This is a genomic window from Paenibacillus tepidiphilus, assembly GCF_008635795.1.
GTDB classification, from domain to species: Bacteria; Bacillota; Bacilli; order Paenibacillales; family Paenibacillaceae; genus Paenibacillus_AQ; species Paenibacillus_AQ tepidiphilus.
The window spans coordinates 166,367-183,520 of the sequence record NZ_VWRQ01000015.1 but is presented as its reverse complement, the minus strand read 5'-3'; the positions used below and the strand labels follow the sequence as shown (position 1 = coordinate 183,520).

Genomic DNA, 17,154 nt, shown 5'->3' with positions numbered 1-17,154 from the left:
AAGAGCAGGAATGCCGGTATACAATCGACTTATCCAAATGAACCATGAGAGGAACGATCTGCACATGAGAACATCCGTTAACGAGTATATCCCTGCTTTGGAGCAATACGTATTCCAGGGCCACAAGCTCCACCATATCAAAGGCGCCCTGTACCAGTGCAACCGCATGGTTATCGAAATTCACGCCTCCAATCCCAGAACCGAGAACTATTTCTTCGGAGTCAGCCTTGACCCATCCGTTCATATGTGCCTGTTCGTGTGCGGCAGAGAATCCCTGGCGTTCTGCATTGAGCCGGACTTCATGCGTGAGCTTAACCTCTCGGAAGCCAAGAATGGCAAGCACAAAGTATTCAACCTGATCGCCGACCATCCGCTGAACGGAGAAGCGCGGTTAATCTATAAGAAGGACGGTAAGGACGTGTATCCCATTGATATCACGGAGTGGGCGGTTCCGCTTTATGAGGAAGTGCTTCGGTAAAAAGCTAAGCCCCTCCACACAGTAAGTGTAGAGGGGCTTGGTTATTGCTGTATATTCCTGTTGTTTCTGCTGCCGCTATTGTCGTTCAATTAATGTTTGCCGTTATATAGCATATCAAGCTAGTCCGAGTTCCTTAAGGATTATAAGCTTTTCCTTTGGAATACTTCTTTCTAAGTCGCCATTCTCAACGTCAAGTTCTTCCCAATCTGAATATAAAACAAAATCAGTTGTGACAGGCAAAATCCTACTCCAATCTAACGAGTTTAATTGATAAGCAACTTCAAAACGAACATCTTGACAAGCTTTCCAATAATCTTCCCACTCACTGTCTCCAATTAGTTCTACAAATTTTTCCTGTTTCTCTATGAAGGAAGGCAGCACCTTTTCAAGCCCTACTTGATATTCAACAGGCATCTCACCAGAATTCCACAGATACCAAAGCGCTTGCGGGTGCTCTTCTTTTATCATCTTGTCCCGATATGATTTAATACCAAGAGTGATTAATCCAAGTACGGGTTCGTAGTCAGTTCCAAGAAGAGAGATATAACACACTTCATCAGATTCATTCAACTTAATTTCTTTAACGGCAATCTGAACTTCACGCAACATATCTTGCTTCATCTCTTCAAGGAGTTGGTCTTTGCCCATTTTCTCACCTCGATAGTTAATTTAGATATACTTATTTTCTCCATTTCAACTCAACAATCCTACCCGTTCGGAGGATTCATTCGAACAACCAGTAGAAAGCAGCGAGACTTATACAAAAAATCGGTGTCGGCCCTTCACCAGATTCGTCACTAGCAAAAACACTTATACAGAAATTAACAGCGGAAAGAACTATGATGATTACAAAGCAAGCACTTCAACAAATGGTTGGGAGATTACTGGGGATGAGAGCGGAACAAATGGCAGAGTTAGCAGATAAGAGATGGAAATGGATTAACACGAAAATTCTGATCATGATTGCGTGTCATGCACTATGTCTGTTCGTATCGTCAACTCAACATCCGATTCTTCGGAGAAGTATGATTCCCCACTTCACAAGAGACTTGTCAGGCGGGCCGGACACCACGCTAATCTATCATTTTTACGCAGAATTAAGATGGCCGCTTTTTATTGACGGTTTGCTTATCATAGCTATTCTTCTCCTGGCCATTAAGAGCTACCGTCAGCACAAACAGTTCGGCGTTCTCGTGCTGGTTATCGTCTACTCCGTACTATGTATAATCCAGGTGATACCTGATATTCTCTTTAAACTTGGGGGAGTAACAACGCCGCTAACGGGGGTACGACTTCTTTTGGCAACGGGAACAAGCCTCCCTTCCATTCATACTATGCTGTATTTGTATTATGGCATAAGTGTAGGGAGCGCAATTGTGTTCATCTGTTCTCTATTCTTTGTACGAAAAGAACCACGGATTAACATCTAGCCCTAACAAATTGTTAGCTCACTTACAGGGGAGTTGTAACCTTAGATGTGGAACAAATACAAATGGATTATTATTGGCGCTGCCGCTTCTGTGATAGCGGTAGGTGCAATGGGTTACAAGCTAAATTCCCAAGCGGCAATAATCAAGCAATTAACCTCCGAGGTCGAAATACTCACAAGCGAAAATGCTGTTATTAAGGAAGAGGCAAAGAACACAGAGGAGCATGCAGCTGGATTGAAGAATTTATTTCCCCAATATGTGCGTGAATCTGAAAGCATTTTGCGGGATCTTGGAACCGTGACCCCTGCATTTCAATACAATACAGAGGAACAAAAGCAAATGATGGACGCCATAAAAGAATGGATACAGAACCATCGGATCAGAGAAGAGTCGGGATTGTCTTTTCTAGACCAGAATCGAGTAATTCTCAGCCTGAAGCCGCTTGGCGAAGAGACGGATGGTTCATTCTCCATTGAAGCCATGTACTACGAGATTCCCGGTGAGCCGGAGGCAGGCAGCAATTATCCCAGACCAACAGGTAAAGAATACATAGGCATGTCTGTATTTAACATGAAGCAGCACAGTGTGGGAAGTTTCCCAATACTCTGATCAGTTTTAGTAATTTTGCGGTGCTTCACACAAATTTATAGTGGGGTGATCTTTTTGCATGTATTTGTAGATATATTAAGCATTTTCATATGCCTACTTCTCATAGGAGTGGGTCTAAACTTATTCTTGAAAAGTAAAACAAACAAATTCAGTCGTGTTATTAGTCTCTTCGTTGTTGCTTGTGCGTTACTGTTTCTAGTAGTTTATGTTATTTATAGGATTTTGGATTGATTATAGATAGAACGAGCTATGCAGTACAGCCATCAGTCTTTAAGCAAAATGTTAAAGTTTAATATAAGGAGTGTTTATATGAAAGGAAGATTTTACGAGATTATCGGGACCATATTGGTGATCTTCTCTGGTGTGCTGTATACCATTGATCGTTTCGGAAACTGGATCGGTAGCGGACTATCATCAAACGGATTAGCAACCTTTTCGGGTCAAGGCACCTTGAATAAACCATGGATAGATCCCAAAGATAATGCCTTTGTTATCCCCTTTCTCGTAGTTGGTATTATGGTGTTCTTGTATGGATTCGTTCGAAATATTATTAGCCGAGATCGTTGAGGTTGCAGCCCTTAATAAGCTTCTGATCAAACAATCAGTACAGCAAGTATTCTCAGGTATCTACTTATGACATACCTCAGCACATTGATGATATCGCCAATGAAATACGAAGGATATAATTCTCGCCGTAACCGGGAAAAGAGAAATTCTATCCTGCACCGGTTCTCCAGTAAACTGAAATAATAGCTATTTAAATGCTCTTCATATTGCTTGGTATATTGCAACGCCATTTCCTCATAGTATTCAAGCCTTTGAAGCACTTCTTGTCTTATCACCCTCACTTTCGTGAACTTGTGCTTATAGATCTGATTTCTATTCTTTGAAAAGTATTCCGCACACTTTTGTGAGCGTTCGCTCAGCCCGGAATTATCCAGCGCAAGTTGTTCATATTCAGTTAATGAGAATATTCCGCCGGATAGCTTTACCTGGATGAACTCCTCAATCTTCTGCTGCAATCTATGCAGATATGCCAGATCGAATTGAGACTGCCGAGGAATCTTCTGAAATTCAGACAATACCTCACTGATTTTAATCAATATGGTTTGATCTATTTTTTGTTCATATATGTTGCTGGGGAGCATAGCCCTATCTTGAGAGACAAGTTCACCGTTCTCAAGGGTATACCCGATACTTGCTGTGAGTTCATCTAATTTCTGAACGATAAGGTCCCTGCGCCATCTTTTTAAACTTGTTATGTTACTCCCGATGGTCTCCTCTATTCTTCTTAAGAACCTGATATGCTGGATCATGCGGTCACTCCAATGAAAGATGCGAAAGATACCATATTCGAAACCGGACCAGATCAGCGGCGCACACAGAGCCACTTTAACATAATTTTTCTTGGAGGCATCTAGAGCGTTGAATTTATCGCCAACTGTGTGATATAGGGTCGTAATATCGAGTGCAGTGTCCCGAAATGTCTCCATAACTGCGTACAGGTTGCTTGCCAGATGATATGCAAATAGTGCCGTAAGCGCATTAATAACATTGATCCGGAGAAAATAAAGTTTACGTTTCATCCACCGGTAGTGGATCGTCAGAAGCGTATCCGTAAGCTGATCCAAGCGAATATGTATTCTCATCATCTGAAGTTGTATGCCTTTGTCAGCGGTCAGATACGGTCTGCGATGTAACCATTGGGTAAACCAGCTGTCTAGCTTGTAAACCAACAGATAGAACAGGTATATCACTATCCGTGTAATAGCCCAGAATAACATGCTTAGCGTTAAGTAAATCAGCAAGGCTTGAAGGATCATCCATACATAAGTTAGCATCTATTTACCTCGGATAGATTTTTTTATCAACTTCATCATAAATATAGTCCAAATGTTCGAGAATCGGTTCGTCGTCCATCTCAATGACAATCCTGGGAATCTTATGCTTAGACATAAAATCAGTTAATAGCTCAACGGTAAACGGCCCCTCATACGAGAAGCTGCACTCTTCTACGACATAAACCACATTGCCCACCGGTTTATCCATAATTAGAATGGCCGAATATGTATACACTTCACTCTGACCCCAATTGGAGAACTTCTTAATGATAATAATGTTTTTGATGCTGCGGATATTGGTTTCAATGATACGAATAAAATGTTCGAACCCTTGGGTATCCCGTTCCACTATGGGAATAGGATCGGATTGACTCTTGATAAACGTGCGGTTGATGTCTTCGATATCCCATGAATTCAATTGAAATGTCATTGTTGAGCCGTCGGAATCTCTGTAAGCCTCAATGCTATCCTTTGGATTCACTTTAATATAGGTTTTGTCGTTGATATCATTGTAGAAAACAATAAGACTGGGATTCTTTGTTGCTATTTGTTCCATACAACGAATGATGTCTACGGCATCGACAGGCAGATTATGCTTATGAAACTTATCCTGAAGCGCATCGGTTAATTTAGAGCGTTCTATGCTTCCCGTGTAAAATAATCTTTCAATGGTATCCTTTACGATGACCTTCAATTTATCCTTTACATAGGCATGGTGGTGATGTCGGATAAGCTTGCGCTCAGCCTCCGAAAGGATATCTTTCCATAGCGATGCCTTCTGCAGCAGATAAGAGTCTTGGTATCCATCCATATAGGAGTAGGTGTTGATTTTCCGCATAGCCCCATTAGACAAGTAAGCAGCCTTTAAACACTCCCACTTCGATGTGACTTGAAACTCCCGGTACATATAGCCCTTAATATCCTCAAAGCCAAAGGTCGGCAAATAGAAACATCCCGTGAAATAAACCCTGAGATTATCATCGACCTCTTCTCTAAACACAATGTCCTGATACTTGTTCTGGTCCACCACAAATACTGTAGTCATGTGTGAGTTCAAGAACAGGTTCTTGTACACGCCGAACAAATCCTCAAGGAAGGTATGGGTTTGCTTATCAATCTCATCAATGACATTAACAATCTGATAACCTTCTTCGCTGATGTGGCACAATACCTTCGACAAGTGTTCTATCAGTATAAATTCGTCGTTTCTTGCTTCCACTTCGAAGAGTTCAGAGCTTTCCAGCGAGCGATTCTCTTCATTCCGGGTTTTGGCATGGCGCTCCCCGCTTTTTATAAAACCAAGCAGTTTATTTAGCATCGAGAAATTTATAGATAACTTCTCCGCGCTTAGCTCCTCTTGTGATTGATTCCCGATTTCCTTATTGATGGCAATTTGCATTTTTTTGTTCAGACTCTTGAACGCTACCTTCTCACGGAGAGTCTGAATCTCCGAATGCACGGCGGCCGGCAACTTAAGCCCACTTGTCTCTTCAGCTAGTGCTTCCACGAAGAAAAACAGGAAATTGCTAACATTGACTAGCTTACTGCAATCTAGTTGTATACGAACCAGCTTTCTGTTCCCTACACTCACACAACATAAATTGACAAACGAAGTCTTACCGGCCCCTCTAAAGCCCCCGAGTAAATAACATCCATGCACTTCATCGCGCAGAACGCGGGTAAAGCTCTTGATTAACTCCGCAATATCAGAATTCGCATGAAAGATGTGCAACTCTTTCTCTTTCAGAGGTTCGATCAAAGAACCTTTGTAATTTTTAATCATCTACAGGGATTGCTCCTTAGACTAAGGTTAAATTTCATTGATTCTTCTGGAACCGCTGAAGCTGGCGTCTATCTATAAGCACAAAAAAGAGGCAGCAATCCCTTAAGGTTATATGCCTCTGAATGGTCAGTTCACGGCCACGCTCCGGCCTTGTTATATGCTTCTTGAATAAGAATATTATGGGTGGTGGGAATAGTCAATGAAGCAGGGTAGAATGTAAAGTACGGTCATCAGCCTTCAAGCAAACGGTCCTAATTGGAACATCCGGAATCCATACACGGAATCCTCATCTCATTATATTGGGCGATAAGCACCTGTAGCCGCTGGATTTTGATTTGAACACCGCTGTTCTTCACCGATTGGTGAGTCTGCCTTACCTCACTATTCAATTGATCCAAATGCCCATCCACATTCAGTCCATAGCGCAGCGCCGCTTGTACAATAACAGTCAGCCCATCCAATATACCTTGCGGACAGGACTGGAGAGCAAGAACATAGTCGTTCACAAGCTCTGTCTGCCCAGACAAAATCCCCACGGCATATAGATTCACTTTAGCTATGAACCTGAATTCACGGGCGATTGCCTGCCCCTCCTCTCCCAAGTCCTCCATCCAGCCTAGCTCGGCATAGCGGTAAATGCTGTCCACAGCCTGCTCATATTCACCCAAGTACATATAAGCCATCCCGCGCATCTGCTCACTATATCCAAAATAATAAATCAACGGCTGATCCATCTTCACTGGAGGAACGGGCTTACCTGCAGCCTTGCAATACTGTCTTTCCTCATAAATACGCTGAGCGTAATTCCTTAAGACATTAGTGATATAGAGCATTTTGTGCCATTGCTCGGCTGCTTCCGCCAATTCGATCATATCGATAAGAACGTCGGGGTCGAGGAATTTGAGGATGGATAGGTGCATACATTAATCCTCCTTATAAAAAGTAAAGTTAGAAAAAATCACTTTATCTAATATCTGAGAAGTAGTAGAATAAACAAAATATACTCCTTATAAGTAGTTAATTCAATACTTTTTACCGCCTTTATAACCCTGCTAATTATACTTAGACTCTCCTAACCTTTAGGAGAGGTGATTAATAATGACAAAACTACGCAACTCGGTTGGAGATAGAATCAGGGACATTCGAAAAGCCAAAGGCCTCACACAGCAGCAACTTGCAGAGCTATCAAACCTTGATGATGCATACATAGGATCGGTTGAACGGGGAGAGCGTAATTTTTCTATAGATTCTTTAGAGAAGATTATTGATGCTTTGAAGGTTCACCCAAGCGAGTTCTTTCAGAGTTATGATAAAACGAATAAGGTGGAGGCCGCTCAGCGGGAGGCAGTTGATGAGTATACCGTGGCTATGCAGGGGCTTAGTGTAGAAGAGATTGAGCGGATGAAGAGGATTGTGAGAGAGGTTCGAGGGGCGTTTAAGTGAAAGAATTTTATATGGAATATAAGATAAATTCAAAAACAAATCACACCCTTTAATGTATTTGCGGTATACAAATAATACATACAAAGAGTCTTTACTTTTCACAATTAACAAATGTATATTTAAGGAAATAACTGTGAGAGAAGGCCCTCAAGATGGATCGAATAACTAAAAATCTTTTAGAAGAATTTATAAATGAAAATGGACTTGCCAATCTACCAGAAGAGGCTGCATTTGAACATTTCACCGGTGCATTAGTAACAGCTACTCATTACTCTGAATCTTTCTCCACCTATGATATCGCTGTCGGTTCAGGCCACGATTGCGGAATCGATTGTTTTGCGATAATTGTTAATGGATGCCTAGTTACTGAACCAGAAGAAATTGAAGATTTAGCAGAGACTAATGGTTATCTAGATGTTTCATTTGTGTTTGTCCAGTCCGAACGATCAACTAATTTCGATTCTCAGAAAATCGGACAATTTGGGTTCGGTCTCTTAGATATTTTTTCGGATACTCCTGCATTACCTCAGAACGAATCAATTAAAGCTAGAATAAAAATCATTAATGAAATCTTCTCTAACAGTCGCCTTTTCAGAAAAGGCAATCCTCAGTGTTTCCTCTACTATGCAACAACAGGCCGTTGGGTTAATGATACTAACCTCGTTGTTCGTAAAGATTCTGTTACTCAAGACTTAAGACAACTAGGACTTTTTAGACGCGTAACATTCGAGTGTATTGATGCTGAAAGATTGCAGACGTTGTATAGAAATCTTAGAAACTCTATAACTCAAGAAATTTTATTTATTAACAGAACTGTATTCCCTGAGATACATGGAGTAGAACAGTCATACCTGGGTTTTGTTCCAGTTCCAGAGTTTTTAAAACTTATTGAAAATGATACAGGGGATATGAACACATCCATCTTTTACGATAATGTCCGTGATTGGCAAGAGTGGAATCCGGTAAACACTGAGATGAAAGAAACCCTGGAAGAAGACACAAAAAAGTATCTTTTTCCGTTGTTGAATAATGGAATTACTATAGTCGCCAAAAGACTACACCCAACTGGAAACAGATTTGTTGTGGAAGATTATCAGATAGTTAATGGATGTCAAACAAGTTACGTTTTACATGAAACCAAAGAATCACTTAATGAGAGTGTACTGGTTCCGATTAGACTTATCGCAACGACTGATCCTGAAGTCAAAAATCAAATTATTAAAGCTACAAATCGACAAACAGAAGTTACAGAAGATCAGTTATTCGCTTTATCCGATTTTCCAAAAAAACTTGAAGTCTTTTTCCCAACGTTTGATGGTTACAAAAAGCTTTTTTATGAACGCAGATCCAGACAATACAATGCAGTTCCTGATATAGAAAAAGTGCGTGTTGTGAACATGACCACCTTGGTTAAATCATTTGCATCATTTTTCCTTGATTTACCCCATCGTACTTCAAGGAACTATAAACTATTACTTAGAAATATTGGAACTGAGATCTTTAATCCAGAGCATAAGCTTGAAATGTACTACGTTGCAGCGTATTCTCAATATCGTCTCGAATACCTTTTTAGGAGTCAAACTATTTCAACCGAATTGAAACCAGCAAGGTACCATCTATTAATGGCTTTTAGAAAATTAGCTATTACACAACAAATGCCGAGATTTTTTAATTCAAATGACATGGCACGTTATTGTAATCAATTAATGAATATTCTTTGGGATGAGCATCAATATAAAGACGTTTTTCGACGGTCCGTTGATTTAGTTGCTACCGTTACTGGAGGTACATATAATCGCGACAATATTAGAACAGAAGCATTTACAGAGGCATTAAACCAGGAAATCACCCGCAGATATACAAATTTAGAGGGCCGCTAATAAAAGGCCTTATCTTTAGTTCTTATACTTTTTAGACGATGAGCCACCCCTTACCAGGGTGGACTTTTTATTTACATGTCATAAATTACTTTAAGAAATCGTCAATTGCTCTAGATTATTAGATTATCTATTTTTATTCGTCTACTCCTCCCCCCTTACAATTCCCTTATAACTCCCCCTTACACTGTCTAAGTGGAAAGGGATGATACAAGATGTCGGATATGATTTTGCACACCGATAACCTCTATAAGAGCTTCAAGAAACAACCGGCGGTAGACCAGGTCTCGCTGGCCGTGCCCCGGAACTCGGTCTATGGGCTGCTGGGCCCGAACGGGGCCGGGAAGTCGACGACGCTGAAGATGATCGCAGGAATGCTGCGGCCGGATTCGGGGCGGATTGTGTATCAGGGCCATGACTGGGCCCGGAAGGATCTCAGTGAGATCGGCGTCCTGATCGAGGCGCCGCCGCTGTATGAGAACCTGACGGCCCGGGAGAATCTGAAGGTGCGGACGCTGGCGCTGGGGCTGCCGGAATCGCGGATTGCGGAGACACTGGCGGTGGTGGACCTGGCCCATACCGGGAAGAAGCGCGCCGGGCAGTTCTCCATGGGCATGAAGCAGCGGCTGGGCATCGCGATTGCGCTGCTGAACCGGCCGAAGCTGCTCATTCTGGACGAGCCGACGAACGGGCTGGACCCGATTGGGATACAGGAGCTGCGGGAGCTGATCCGCTCGTTCCCGCAGCAAGGGATTACGGTCATTCTGTCGAGCCATATTCTCTCCGAGGTGGAGCAGGTGGTCGATCAGATCGGGATTATCGCCGGCGGGCGGCTGGGGTATCAGGGTGCTGCGCCGCAGGGGGCGGAGCTGGAAGCCTTGTTCATGCAGGTAGCCGCTGCCAACCGAAGGGCGGGTGAAGCCAGTGCTTCGGCTTATTAGCGCGGAACGCCTGAAGTGGCGGCGCACCTTCATCCCGTGGCTGGTCTGGATCGCGCCGCTGTTCACGCTGCTGCTCTGCTTCCTCTTGATGGGCGGGCCGTATTTTCAGACCGGGTCGTATAACTGGTGGTACACGCTGCTGCTGCCCGGTGCACTGACACTGGCCTGCTCGCTCGCGATGCAGAAGGATAAGAAGCTGAAGTACCGCGCCCTGCTGGCGCTGCCGCTCCATCCGCAGACCCTCTGGTCCGCCAAGATTGCCGCCCTTAGCGGCTTGCTCCTGCTCACCATTCTGCTGTTCTTCCTCGGCATCTCGTCCGGGGGTTGGCTGTTCGGCTCCAAGATCCCGCTGATGAACAGCGCAGCCGGAAGCCTGCTGATCTTCCTGACGTTCCTGTGGCAGATTCCGCTGTGCCTGTTCCTGGCCGCACGCTTCGGACTGTTCGCTGCGGTGCTGATCAATATGGTCGGCAACGTTGTGGGGGTGGTCACTTTTGCCATCGGGGGGCTATGGGATTACATGCCTTATACGATTACGTTCCGGCTGATGTGCCCGGTGCTCCATATTCTGCCGAACGGGCTTCCGGTTCCGGAGGGCAGTCGCTGGCGAAGCACGGACACCATCCTGCTGGATGTCCTGGTCTCGCTCGTCTGGTTCGGGCTGCTGTTCTTCCTGACGGGCCGGAGCTTCCGCAAGCAGGAGGCGAAGTAAGATGGCTTCATTACTGGGTCTCTTAAGGGCCGACCTGCTCAAAACCCGGCGCACGCCCTTCCTGCTCCTCCATCTGCTGGCCCCGCTCCTCGCGGCAGCGGTGTTCCTGGCGTACTACTCGTACTCGCCATGGAGCGCCGCCGACAAGGTGCAGGCGTATCTTCAGGTGCTGGGCTGCGCTTTGCCCACCTTAATTGCCCTCGTCTGCTCGATGACGGCGGAGCAGGAGGCGCTGGCCGGGCATTTTCAGGGGATGCTGGCGCTCCCCGTGCAGCGGGTCAAGGTCTACACCAGCAAGCTGCTGCTCCTGCTGATCTATGGCCTCGGCGCCGTCCTGCTGGCCGTCGTCCTGTTCGGAATTGGGTTCCGCGATGTGCTGGGAGAGGACGGCTTGGGGATGGCTTTTTACTGGAGCGGTGCAGGAATTCTGTTCGGAAGTAACGTGTTTCTCTATCTGCTGCACAGCTTCGTCAGTCTGCGGTTTGGCCGGGGGCCGTCCATCGGGATCGGCATTGTGGGGAGTCTGATTGCTGCCCTGCTGCTGACCGGACTCGGTGAGGGGATCTGGGTGTATATGCCTTTTGCCTGGGGAGCCCGCCTGATTTCGATCTGGACCGTTCACGCTGCGGGCACCCCGCTACCCCTTGCCGTATCGCGGGCGGATACCGGAATACTGGTGTGTATTCTAGCAACGCTAGCGGCAGCCATCCTGTCCTGCCTCTGGTTCCGGCGCTGGGAGGGCCGTTCGGCCGACGCCTGATGTCTGGCGGTAAGCTGGGGCTTGGTGAGGGGGAGAACGTAACTTTTTCAAGAAAACATCGTCCAATATATGTAAGAATAAACCATCTTGTATACGGAGGGTGTTTAAATGAAGAAGTTCGCAGCTTGTTCTATACTTAGTATACTGTTCGTTGTGTTCATGGCAGGCACGTCCATGGCGAAGAGCTCACAGGACATTACTATCACAGTGAATAAGGACGCGGTGGATACGGAGGTTGCAGCTTTATCTTTTATCGAGCGGGGCACCACCATGGTTCCTCTGAAGGTCATTCAGGCGATTCCGGGTATTCAGGTGGTCTGGAGCAACTCCACCAAAACAGTAACCGTAGTACGCGATAAGGAAACGATCACACTCGTAGCAGGCCAGAAGTCGGCATTCATAGGGAACAAGAAAGTAGATTTACCCGTAGCTTCCCAGCTCAAACAGGGGCGTGTGGTGGTCCCTTTACGTTTTATTGCGGAAGCGGCTGAGGCCTATGTAGGCTGGAACCCTTATACGCGCGAGGTATACGTAGTCAAGGCTACGCCGGAGATGATTGCCAAGACCCAATCGGACAACCTGGCCGCAGCACGCAAAGCAACTCTGGAGCTGCCGACGGTTCGCACCCTGAAGCCGATCACCCAGATCGAGGAGTTTACTATTCCTGATCATACGTATTATTTTCCTGAAGGGCGGGCGGATCAGGTCTTCATGACCACAGGCAGCGGGATCGAGTATCTGGAAGCCGTGGGTGGCCGGTTGGAACAAAAATGGATCGCCAAGCTTGGGGATCAAGGCGCCGCAGGCCCTTACTTCCTCAGCAGCCGAATAGTTGAAGAGGTAGGGACACAGCCGAAGCTCACATCGGACAGAGTTGTATTCTTCAGAACGTTCTGGAAAATCGGTTCCGCCGAATACGGCTTCATCGACCAAAACGGGAAAGTCACCACATTAGGACAGCAGGACATGCCTAGTTCGTATGAGTTTTTTGAGGTTCCAGGGGAGAATGCCAAGTAAGTGATTGTACGGTAATGAAACAGACAACTTAGAAACCGGGGGAATTCAATCCATATGGCCAAAATACTCGCCGTCGACGACGAACCCGCCATTCTGGCGCTGATCAAGAGCGCTCTGAGCGCAGACCGCCATCTGGTCACCACGCTCTCCGATTCTACCCAGGTGCGCCAGATGGATCTGGGCGCCTATGACCTGATTCTGCTCGATGTGATGATGCCGGGCATCGACGGCTTTACGCTCTGCCGGGAGATCCGCGCGGCGGTGGATTGCCCGATTCTGTTCCTGACGGCGAAGACGCTGGAGAGCGATCTGATGTACGGCCTGGGCTTGGGCGCGGACGATTATATCGTGAAGCCCTTCGGGATCGGCGCGCTGCGGGCGCGGATTAACGCCCACCTCAGACGGGAGACGCGGGAGCGGCGGAATGTGCTGTATCTGGAGCATGTCCACTTCAACCTCTCCGGCAAAGAGCTGCTCGCCCACGGCCGCAAGGTGCCGCTGACCAAGAGCGAGTACGAGATCTGCGAGTTCCTGGCGCGGAGCCGCGGACAGGTCTTCTCCAAGGAGCATATGTATGAGGCGGTCTTCGGGTTCGACGGGGAGAGCGACAGCAGCGCCATTACAGAGCACATCAAGAACATCCGCGCCAAGCTGAGCAAGGCGGGCATCGAAGCCATCGAAACGGTCTGGGGGATTGGTTACAAGTGGAGGCTGTAGCAAAAATACGGAAGATGCGCCTACGCACCTTCTTTCTGCAATATCTGCTGTTCCTCAGCATCGGGACGATTCTGCTGCTGGTCCTGCTGCTGGGGCTGTTCACGGCTGCGTTCTCGTTCAAGGTGGTGCTGCCCGCCAACTATGCGGAGAAGGAAATCGCGGCGGCCAAGGATCAGTTGGCCGCCGGCGGCAGCCTTGCGCCGGGCTTCGCGCCGAAGCTGGCGGACTATGCCGTGTTCACCGCAGAGGGCAGGCTGCTCTCCGGCAGCCTAAGCGCGCAGGAGGCTGCTCACACCTGGGGCCACCTCCAGCAGGACAAGAGCCCGGATTCGTACTTCTATACCTCCCTCCGGCACGGGGAGGAGATCTGGGCGTTCCGCTATACGTTAAAGCCGCAGTATGCTTCGCCCTGGATGCGCAGCCACCTGCCCAATCTGGAGGTGCTCGGCATCCTGCTTTTTGTGCTGGGCATCCTGCTGCTGGCCGCCGTGCTGGCCGCCCGCTTCGGCCGGAAGCTGACGCAGAAGATGGCGGGCCTGCAGGAAGCGACCGAGAATATCCGGCGCGAGAACCTGGAGTTCACCGTCCAGCCGAGCGGCATCCGCGAGATTGACGAGGTGCTGGCTTCGCTGGAGCAGATGAAGGATGCCCTGCACGCTTCCCTGATGCGGCAGTGGGAGCTGGAGCGCTCGCGCCGGGAGCAGATTTCGGCGCTAGCGCATGACATTAAGACCCCGCTGACCATTATCCGGGGCAATGCCGAGCTGCTGCAGGAGACGGCCCAGGACGAGATGCAGCGGGAGTACAACGGGTACATCCTGCAGAGCGCGGAGGACATCGAGACCTTCGTGCAGGAGGTCATTGGCCTCTCCAGCCTGCAGTCCGCCGCCGTGCAGCGGAAAGCGCCGGTACGCCTGCGCGATTTCCTCGCCGAGCTGGAGAACCAGCTACGGGCCTTGTCCACCGGCAAGAGCATTGCCGCCGAGGTCCACGCGCAGGAGCAGCTGCCCGAATCCATCGCGATGGATAAGGAGCTGCTCCTGCGGGGCATCGTCAATGTCATCGCCAACGCCGTGGAGCACACGCCTCCGCAGGGAAGCGTGACCTTAGAGGTCCGGAGTGACGGGACCTCCGTCTATTTCACGGTCACGGATACGGGGCCGGGCTTCTCGGCGGCTGACCTGCGGGAAGCGGCCACCCAGTTCTACATGGGCGACCAGAGCCGCACCTCCGGCCGCCACCACGGCATGGGCCTCTACATCGCCGAATCCGCCGCGCAGCAGCACGGGGGTACGCTGACGCTGGAGAACGCGGCAGCCGGCGGGGGGCGGGTGACGGTGGGAGTGGGGATTGACGGGCTCCTGAACAACTGAACCTAATCAAATTATGATATGGAAAAGGCGCCCCCGGTGAGGGCGCCTTTTCCATTCACCTATAATATTAAATTAGTCCGCACTCTTTTAATATTTTTTCCACGGATTCATGTACTGTAAGCGAAGGATTGTCCCGATAGTATTTGAACCCTCTGTGTTCGAGGAGACGAAGACCGTTCCCCGTATTGCGCTGCATGATACTGTTGGCTCGTCTTACTGCCGCCTTCACATCATCCAGTGTGATTTTTCTAAGAATCCGTTTAAAATTGCTCTCTTCCTTGTAAGTGCTCAGCTCTGAAAAACGCTCCCCAAAAGCGCTATTCACATTTCGCAGATAATGGTCACGGTGCTCGGTGTGTGCATTGCAATTTTCTTTATGAAGCACCATCCAGAGCTCAAAGGTTAAATTGCTGTACCCTAAGAGATATTTGATCTGTTTGCCTTTGATGCTATTTGCCTGCCTGAGACGATCTAAGGTTTCATTGAATTCTCTTTCATGCACAAGCTCATGGCTTTCGTAGTCAAACCAGTGCGTAATCTCGGTTTGGCTATAATCGAAATACCCTTTGCGAATTTCAATGGATTTTTCTCCACTTTGCTTCTTATCGACACGGTGTACTTAGCGGCTGAATCTGCGTTAATTGCCTCTTGAAGCCAATCCAAATACCATTTCTCAGTTTCACCCTCTACAGTGAAAAAGTATTGGCGGTTTCCCTTCCTATTCGGCTGCATCTTCGTCCGACTCACCTCTGCTTTCTAACAAGTTTTCAAAAACAGAGGTAAAGTCTATATCTTTAATCGCACCATATTGGTTGATGAAGTAATTCTTCATATAGTCGCCGCCATTCCTGACCCCCTTCTCTCCTGAAGTGCCAAAGTCGGCCAGGGAATAGTGAGTACTAGAGAAGGTACTATCATCCCGCTCAACAAATTTAATTTCATCTCTTCTAAACAGGTTGGAATTCAGGAAAATGGGGTTGTGAGTGTTAAAAATAAGCTGGGCCTGCTTCTTGTTGATCTCATCATTATGAAAAATATTCACGATACTCATAATAGCCATGGGATGCAGGGAAGCGTCAAATTCATCAATGACCAAGGTGCCGCCACTGGCCAATGCTTTCATTACAACCGGAAACATATTAACAAAGCGGATGGTTCCATACGACTCATAGATCTCTGCCGGTATAGGCATATTCCCTTCATCGCCGCCAACAAGTGATACCAGCTTGGGCTCTGTATCATCGTCATTTGCAAGATACACCAAAGCATTGGAATTCGCTCCAAATAACCGGGCTGCTTTATTCAGGTTGGCGCTGATATATATCCTGGATTTTTTAGAGCTTAAGGGTACCGATTGCAAGGAATCCGCCCGGCAGAAGACCATAAATTTGTCTTCAAACCAGCGTTTGATCATCTCTGATATTTTCGAACTGAACATGACTTTAAATCCGTTCATTAAGAACAGCTCAGACGAATTCAAATTGTTACTTGCTAAGGCAAAAAGGCTTTTTTCATTTTCCTCAAACCCTATAATTGCATGCTCTCCTATAATATCCATATCCCCAAACTCTAACGAGGTACCTCTTATAAATACGACCTTTTCATTGATGCTCAAGCTCTCGGATATGATCTTTCGCTTATAATCCTCATCAAGAAAGCCCCCGAGGTCGAGCGATAGCTTATACTCGAACAATATTTTATTTGTAATAAATTTAATCCCAAATTCAACAGGAGTCTTCTGGGTTGCAAAACGGTTCGGAATCAGCTCTAAAATGCTGGAAGCAGGATTTTCTTTAGAACTGCTGTCTCCATTCCTAACATGTCCTCTTAAGATAATATTCTGCAGAACGTCCATTGCGCCAATGATATTAGTCTTTCCCGATGCATTGGGACCATATATAACCGCCGAGCTCAAGCCTTTGTATTCCTTGGAACCAATCCTCTTCTTAAATACACTGTAATCCAGACCCTTCTGCTTCGGTGCAGGGATCATAGAGAACACCAACTCATCTTTGAAGGATTTAAAGTTTTTGGCTCTAAATTCAAGGAGCATTCTATCCACCTCCATTTTGCACTATTATTGCAAAATACAATAAGAATATATGCTTAAGCCTAGCCATAAGTCAATTTTATTATTCAGTTTTGCAGAAAATTCGAATAATGGAGTATTACA

At 46.9% G+C, this 17,154-nt stretch carries 17 protein-coding genes; 11 read left to right on the top strand and 6 right to left on the bottom strand.

Annotated elements, in window-relative coordinates; all coding sequences use genetic code 11:
- Positions 1-64: 64 nt before the first annotated feature.
- A complete protein-coding gene (locus F1379_RS19455) occupies positions 65-478 on the top strand; it encodes a hypothetical protein (RefSeq protein WP_150272883.1) in 414 nt (137 codons plus the stop codon).
- A gap of 114 nt (positions 479-592) precedes the next feature.
- Here F1379_RS19455 and F1379_RS19450 read toward each other — a convergent pair whose 3' ends face one another.
- On the bottom strand, positions 593-1,126 hold the full coding sequence (locus F1379_RS19450) for a hypothetical protein (protein ID WP_150272881.1): 534 nt from the start codon (positions 1,124-1,126) through the stop codon (positions 593-595).
- An 827-nt stretch (positions 1,127-1,953) separates the two neighbouring features.
- On the opposite strand from F1379_RS19450, the gene F1379_RS19445 reads away from it, so the two are divergent.
- Positions 1,954-2,517 carry a hypothetical protein gene (locus tag F1379_RS19445; protein WP_150272877.1) on the top strand — a complete coding sequence of 188 codons (564 nt, stop codon included), beginning with the start codon at positions 1,954-1,956 and terminating at the stop codon, positions 2,515-2,517.
- Between the two features lie 309 nt (positions 2,518-2,826).
- A complete protein-coding gene (locus F1379_RS19440) occupies positions 2,827-3,084 on the top strand; it encodes a hypothetical protein (RefSeq protein ID WP_150272876.1) in 258 nt (85 codons plus the stop codon).
- A gap of 26 nt (positions 3,085-3,110) precedes the next feature.
- Here the strand turns inward: F1379_RS19440 and F1379_RS19435 are convergent, their stop codons facing one another.
- From F1379_RS19435 to F1379_RS19425, 3 genes are all read right to left on the bottom strand, one after another.
- On the bottom strand, positions 3,111-3,833 hold the full coding sequence (locus F1379_RS19435; RefSeq protein WP_150272873.1) for a hypothetical protein: 723 nt from the start codon (positions 3,831-3,833) through the stop codon (positions 3,111-3,113).
- A 529-nt stretch (positions 3,834-4,362) separates the two neighbouring features.
- On the bottom strand, positions 4,363-6,141 hold the full coding sequence (locus F1379_RS19430; protein ID WP_150272871.1) for a hypothetical protein: 1,779 nt from the start codon (positions 6,139-6,141) through the stop codon (positions 4,363-4,365).
- A gap of 251 nt (positions 6,142-6,392) precedes the next feature.
- Entirely contained in the window at positions 6,393-7,061 is a 669-nt protein-coding gene (locus F1379_RS19425) for a hypothetical protein (RefSeq protein ID WP_150272869.1), read from the bottom strand.
- Between the two features lie 178 nt (positions 7,062-7,239).
- Here F1379_RS19425 and F1379_RS19420 point away from each other — a divergent pair, with 178 nt between their 5' ends.
- The 8 genes from F1379_RS19420 (at position 7,240) to F1379_RS19385 (ending at position 14,981) form a co-directional block, all read left to right on the top strand.
- Positions 7,240-7,584, top strand: coding sequence for a helix-turn-helix domain-containing protein (locus F1379_RS19420; protein WP_150272866.1), 345 nt, complete (start codon positions 7,240-7,242; stop codon positions 7,582-7,584).
- A gap of 152 nt (positions 7,585-7,736) precedes the next feature.
- A complete protein-coding gene (locus F1379_RS19415) occupies positions 7,737-9,464 on the top strand; it encodes an AIPR family protein (protein ID WP_150272863.1) in 1,728 nt (575 codons plus the stop codon).
- A gap of 212 nt (positions 9,465-9,676) precedes the next feature.
- Positions 9,677-10,402, top strand: coding sequence for a lantibiotic protection ABC transporter ATP-binding protein (locus F1379_RS19410; RefSeq protein ID WP_150272861.1), 726 nt, complete (start codon positions 9,677-9,679; stop codon positions 10,400-10,402).
- Positions 10,386-11,114, top strand: a complete 729-nt coding sequence (locus F1379_RS19405; RefSeq protein ID WP_150272859.1) for a lantibiotic immunity ABC transporter MutE/EpiE family permease subunit — start codon at positions 10,386-10,388, stop codon at positions 11,112-11,114. The genes F1379_RS19410 and F1379_RS19405 overlap by 17 nt, the downstream gene beginning before the upstream one ends.
- Before the next feature lies 1 nt (position 11,115).
- Entirely contained in the window at positions 11,116-11,874 is a 759-nt protein-coding gene (locus F1379_RS19400) for a lantibiotic immunity ABC transporter MutG family permease subunit (protein ID WP_150272857.1), read from the top strand.
- A gap of 108 nt (positions 11,875-11,982) precedes the next feature.
- Positions 11,983-12,891: a copper amine oxidase N-terminal domain-containing protein gene (locus F1379_RS19395; protein ID WP_150272855.1), complete on the top strand. Its 909-nt coding sequence runs from the start codon at positions 11,983-11,985 to the stop codon at positions 12,889-12,891.
- A gap of 54 nt (positions 12,892-12,945) precedes the next feature.
- Positions 12,946-13,608, top strand: coding sequence for a response regulator transcription factor (locus F1379_RS19390; protein WP_150272853.1), 663 nt, complete (start codon positions 12,946-12,948; stop codon positions 13,606-13,608).
- On the top strand, positions 13,596-14,981 hold the full coding sequence (locus F1379_RS19385; RefSeq protein WP_239004739.1) for a HAMP domain-containing sensor histidine kinase: 1,386 nt from the start codon (positions 13,596-13,598) through the stop codon (positions 14,979-14,981). The genes F1379_RS19390 and F1379_RS19385 overlap by 13 nt, the downstream gene beginning before the upstream one ends.
- 67 nt (positions 14,982-15,048) lie before the next feature.
- Here the strand turns inward: F1379_RS19385 and F1379_RS19380 are convergent, their stop codons facing one another.
- Positions 15,049-15,519, bottom strand: a complete 471-nt coding sequence (locus F1379_RS19380) for an RloB domain-containing protein (RefSeq protein WP_239004741.1) — start codon at positions 15,517-15,519, stop codon at positions 15,049-15,051.
- A gap of 180 nt (positions 15,520-15,699) precedes the next feature.
- Positions 15,700-17,034: an AAA family ATPase gene (locus tag F1379_RS19375; RefSeq protein WP_150272851.1), complete on the bottom strand. Its 1,335-nt coding sequence runs from the start codon at positions 17,032-17,034 to the stop codon at positions 15,700-15,702.
- Positions 17,035-17,154 lie beyond the last annotated feature (120 nt).

Coding starts and splice junctions, on each gene's coding strand:
- F1379_RS19455 (WP_150272883.1), top strand. CDS start 65: ATGAGAACATCCGTTAACGAGTATATCCCTGCTTTGGAGCAATACGTA.
- F1379_RS19450 (WP_150272881.1), bottom strand. CDS start 1,126: ATGGGCAAAGACCAACTCCTTGAAGAGATGAAGCAAGATATGTTGCGT.
- F1379_RS19445 (WP_150272877.1), top strand. CDS start 1,954: ATGTGGAACAAATACAAATGGATTATTATTGGCGCTGCCGCTTCTGTG.
- F1379_RS19440 (WP_150272876.1), top strand. CDS start 2,827: ATGAAAGGAAGATTTTACGAGATTATCGGGACCATATTGGTGATCTTC.
- F1379_RS19435 (WP_150272873.1), bottom strand. CDS start 3,833: ATGATCCAGCATATCAGGTTCTTAAGAAGAATAGAGGAGACCATCGGG.
- F1379_RS19430 (WP_150272871.1), bottom strand. CDS start 6,141: ATGATTAAAAATTACAAAGGTTCTTTGATCGAACCTCTGAAAGAGAAA.
- F1379_RS19425 (WP_150272869.1), bottom strand. CDS start 7,061: ATGCACCTATCCATCCTCAAATTCCTCGACCCCGACGTTCTTATCGAT.
- F1379_RS19420 (WP_150272866.1), top strand. CDS start 7,240: ATGACAAAACTACGCAACTCGGTTGGAGATAGAATCAGGGACATTCGA.
- F1379_RS19415 (WP_150272863.1), top strand. CDS start 7,737: ATGGATCGAATAACTAAAAATCTTTTAGAAGAATTTATAAATGAAAAT.
- F1379_RS19410 (WP_150272861.1), top strand. CDS start 9,677: ATGTCGGATATGATTTTGCACACCGATAACCTCTATAAGAGCTTCAAG.
- F1379_RS19400 (WP_150272857.1), top strand. CDS start 11,116: ATGGCTTCATTACTGGGTCTCTTAAGGGCCGACCTGCTCAAAACCCGG.
- F1379_RS19395 (WP_150272855.1), top strand. CDS start 11,983: ATGAAGAAGTTCGCAGCTTGTTCTATACTTAGTATACTGTTCGTTGTG.
- F1379_RS19390 (WP_150272853.1), top strand. CDS start 12,946: ATGGCCAAAATACTCGCCGTCGACGACGAACCCGCCATTCTGGCGCTG.
- F1379_RS19375 (WP_150272851.1), bottom strand. CDS start 17,034: ATGCTCCTTGAATTTAGAGCCAAAAACTTTAAATCCTTCAAAGATGAG.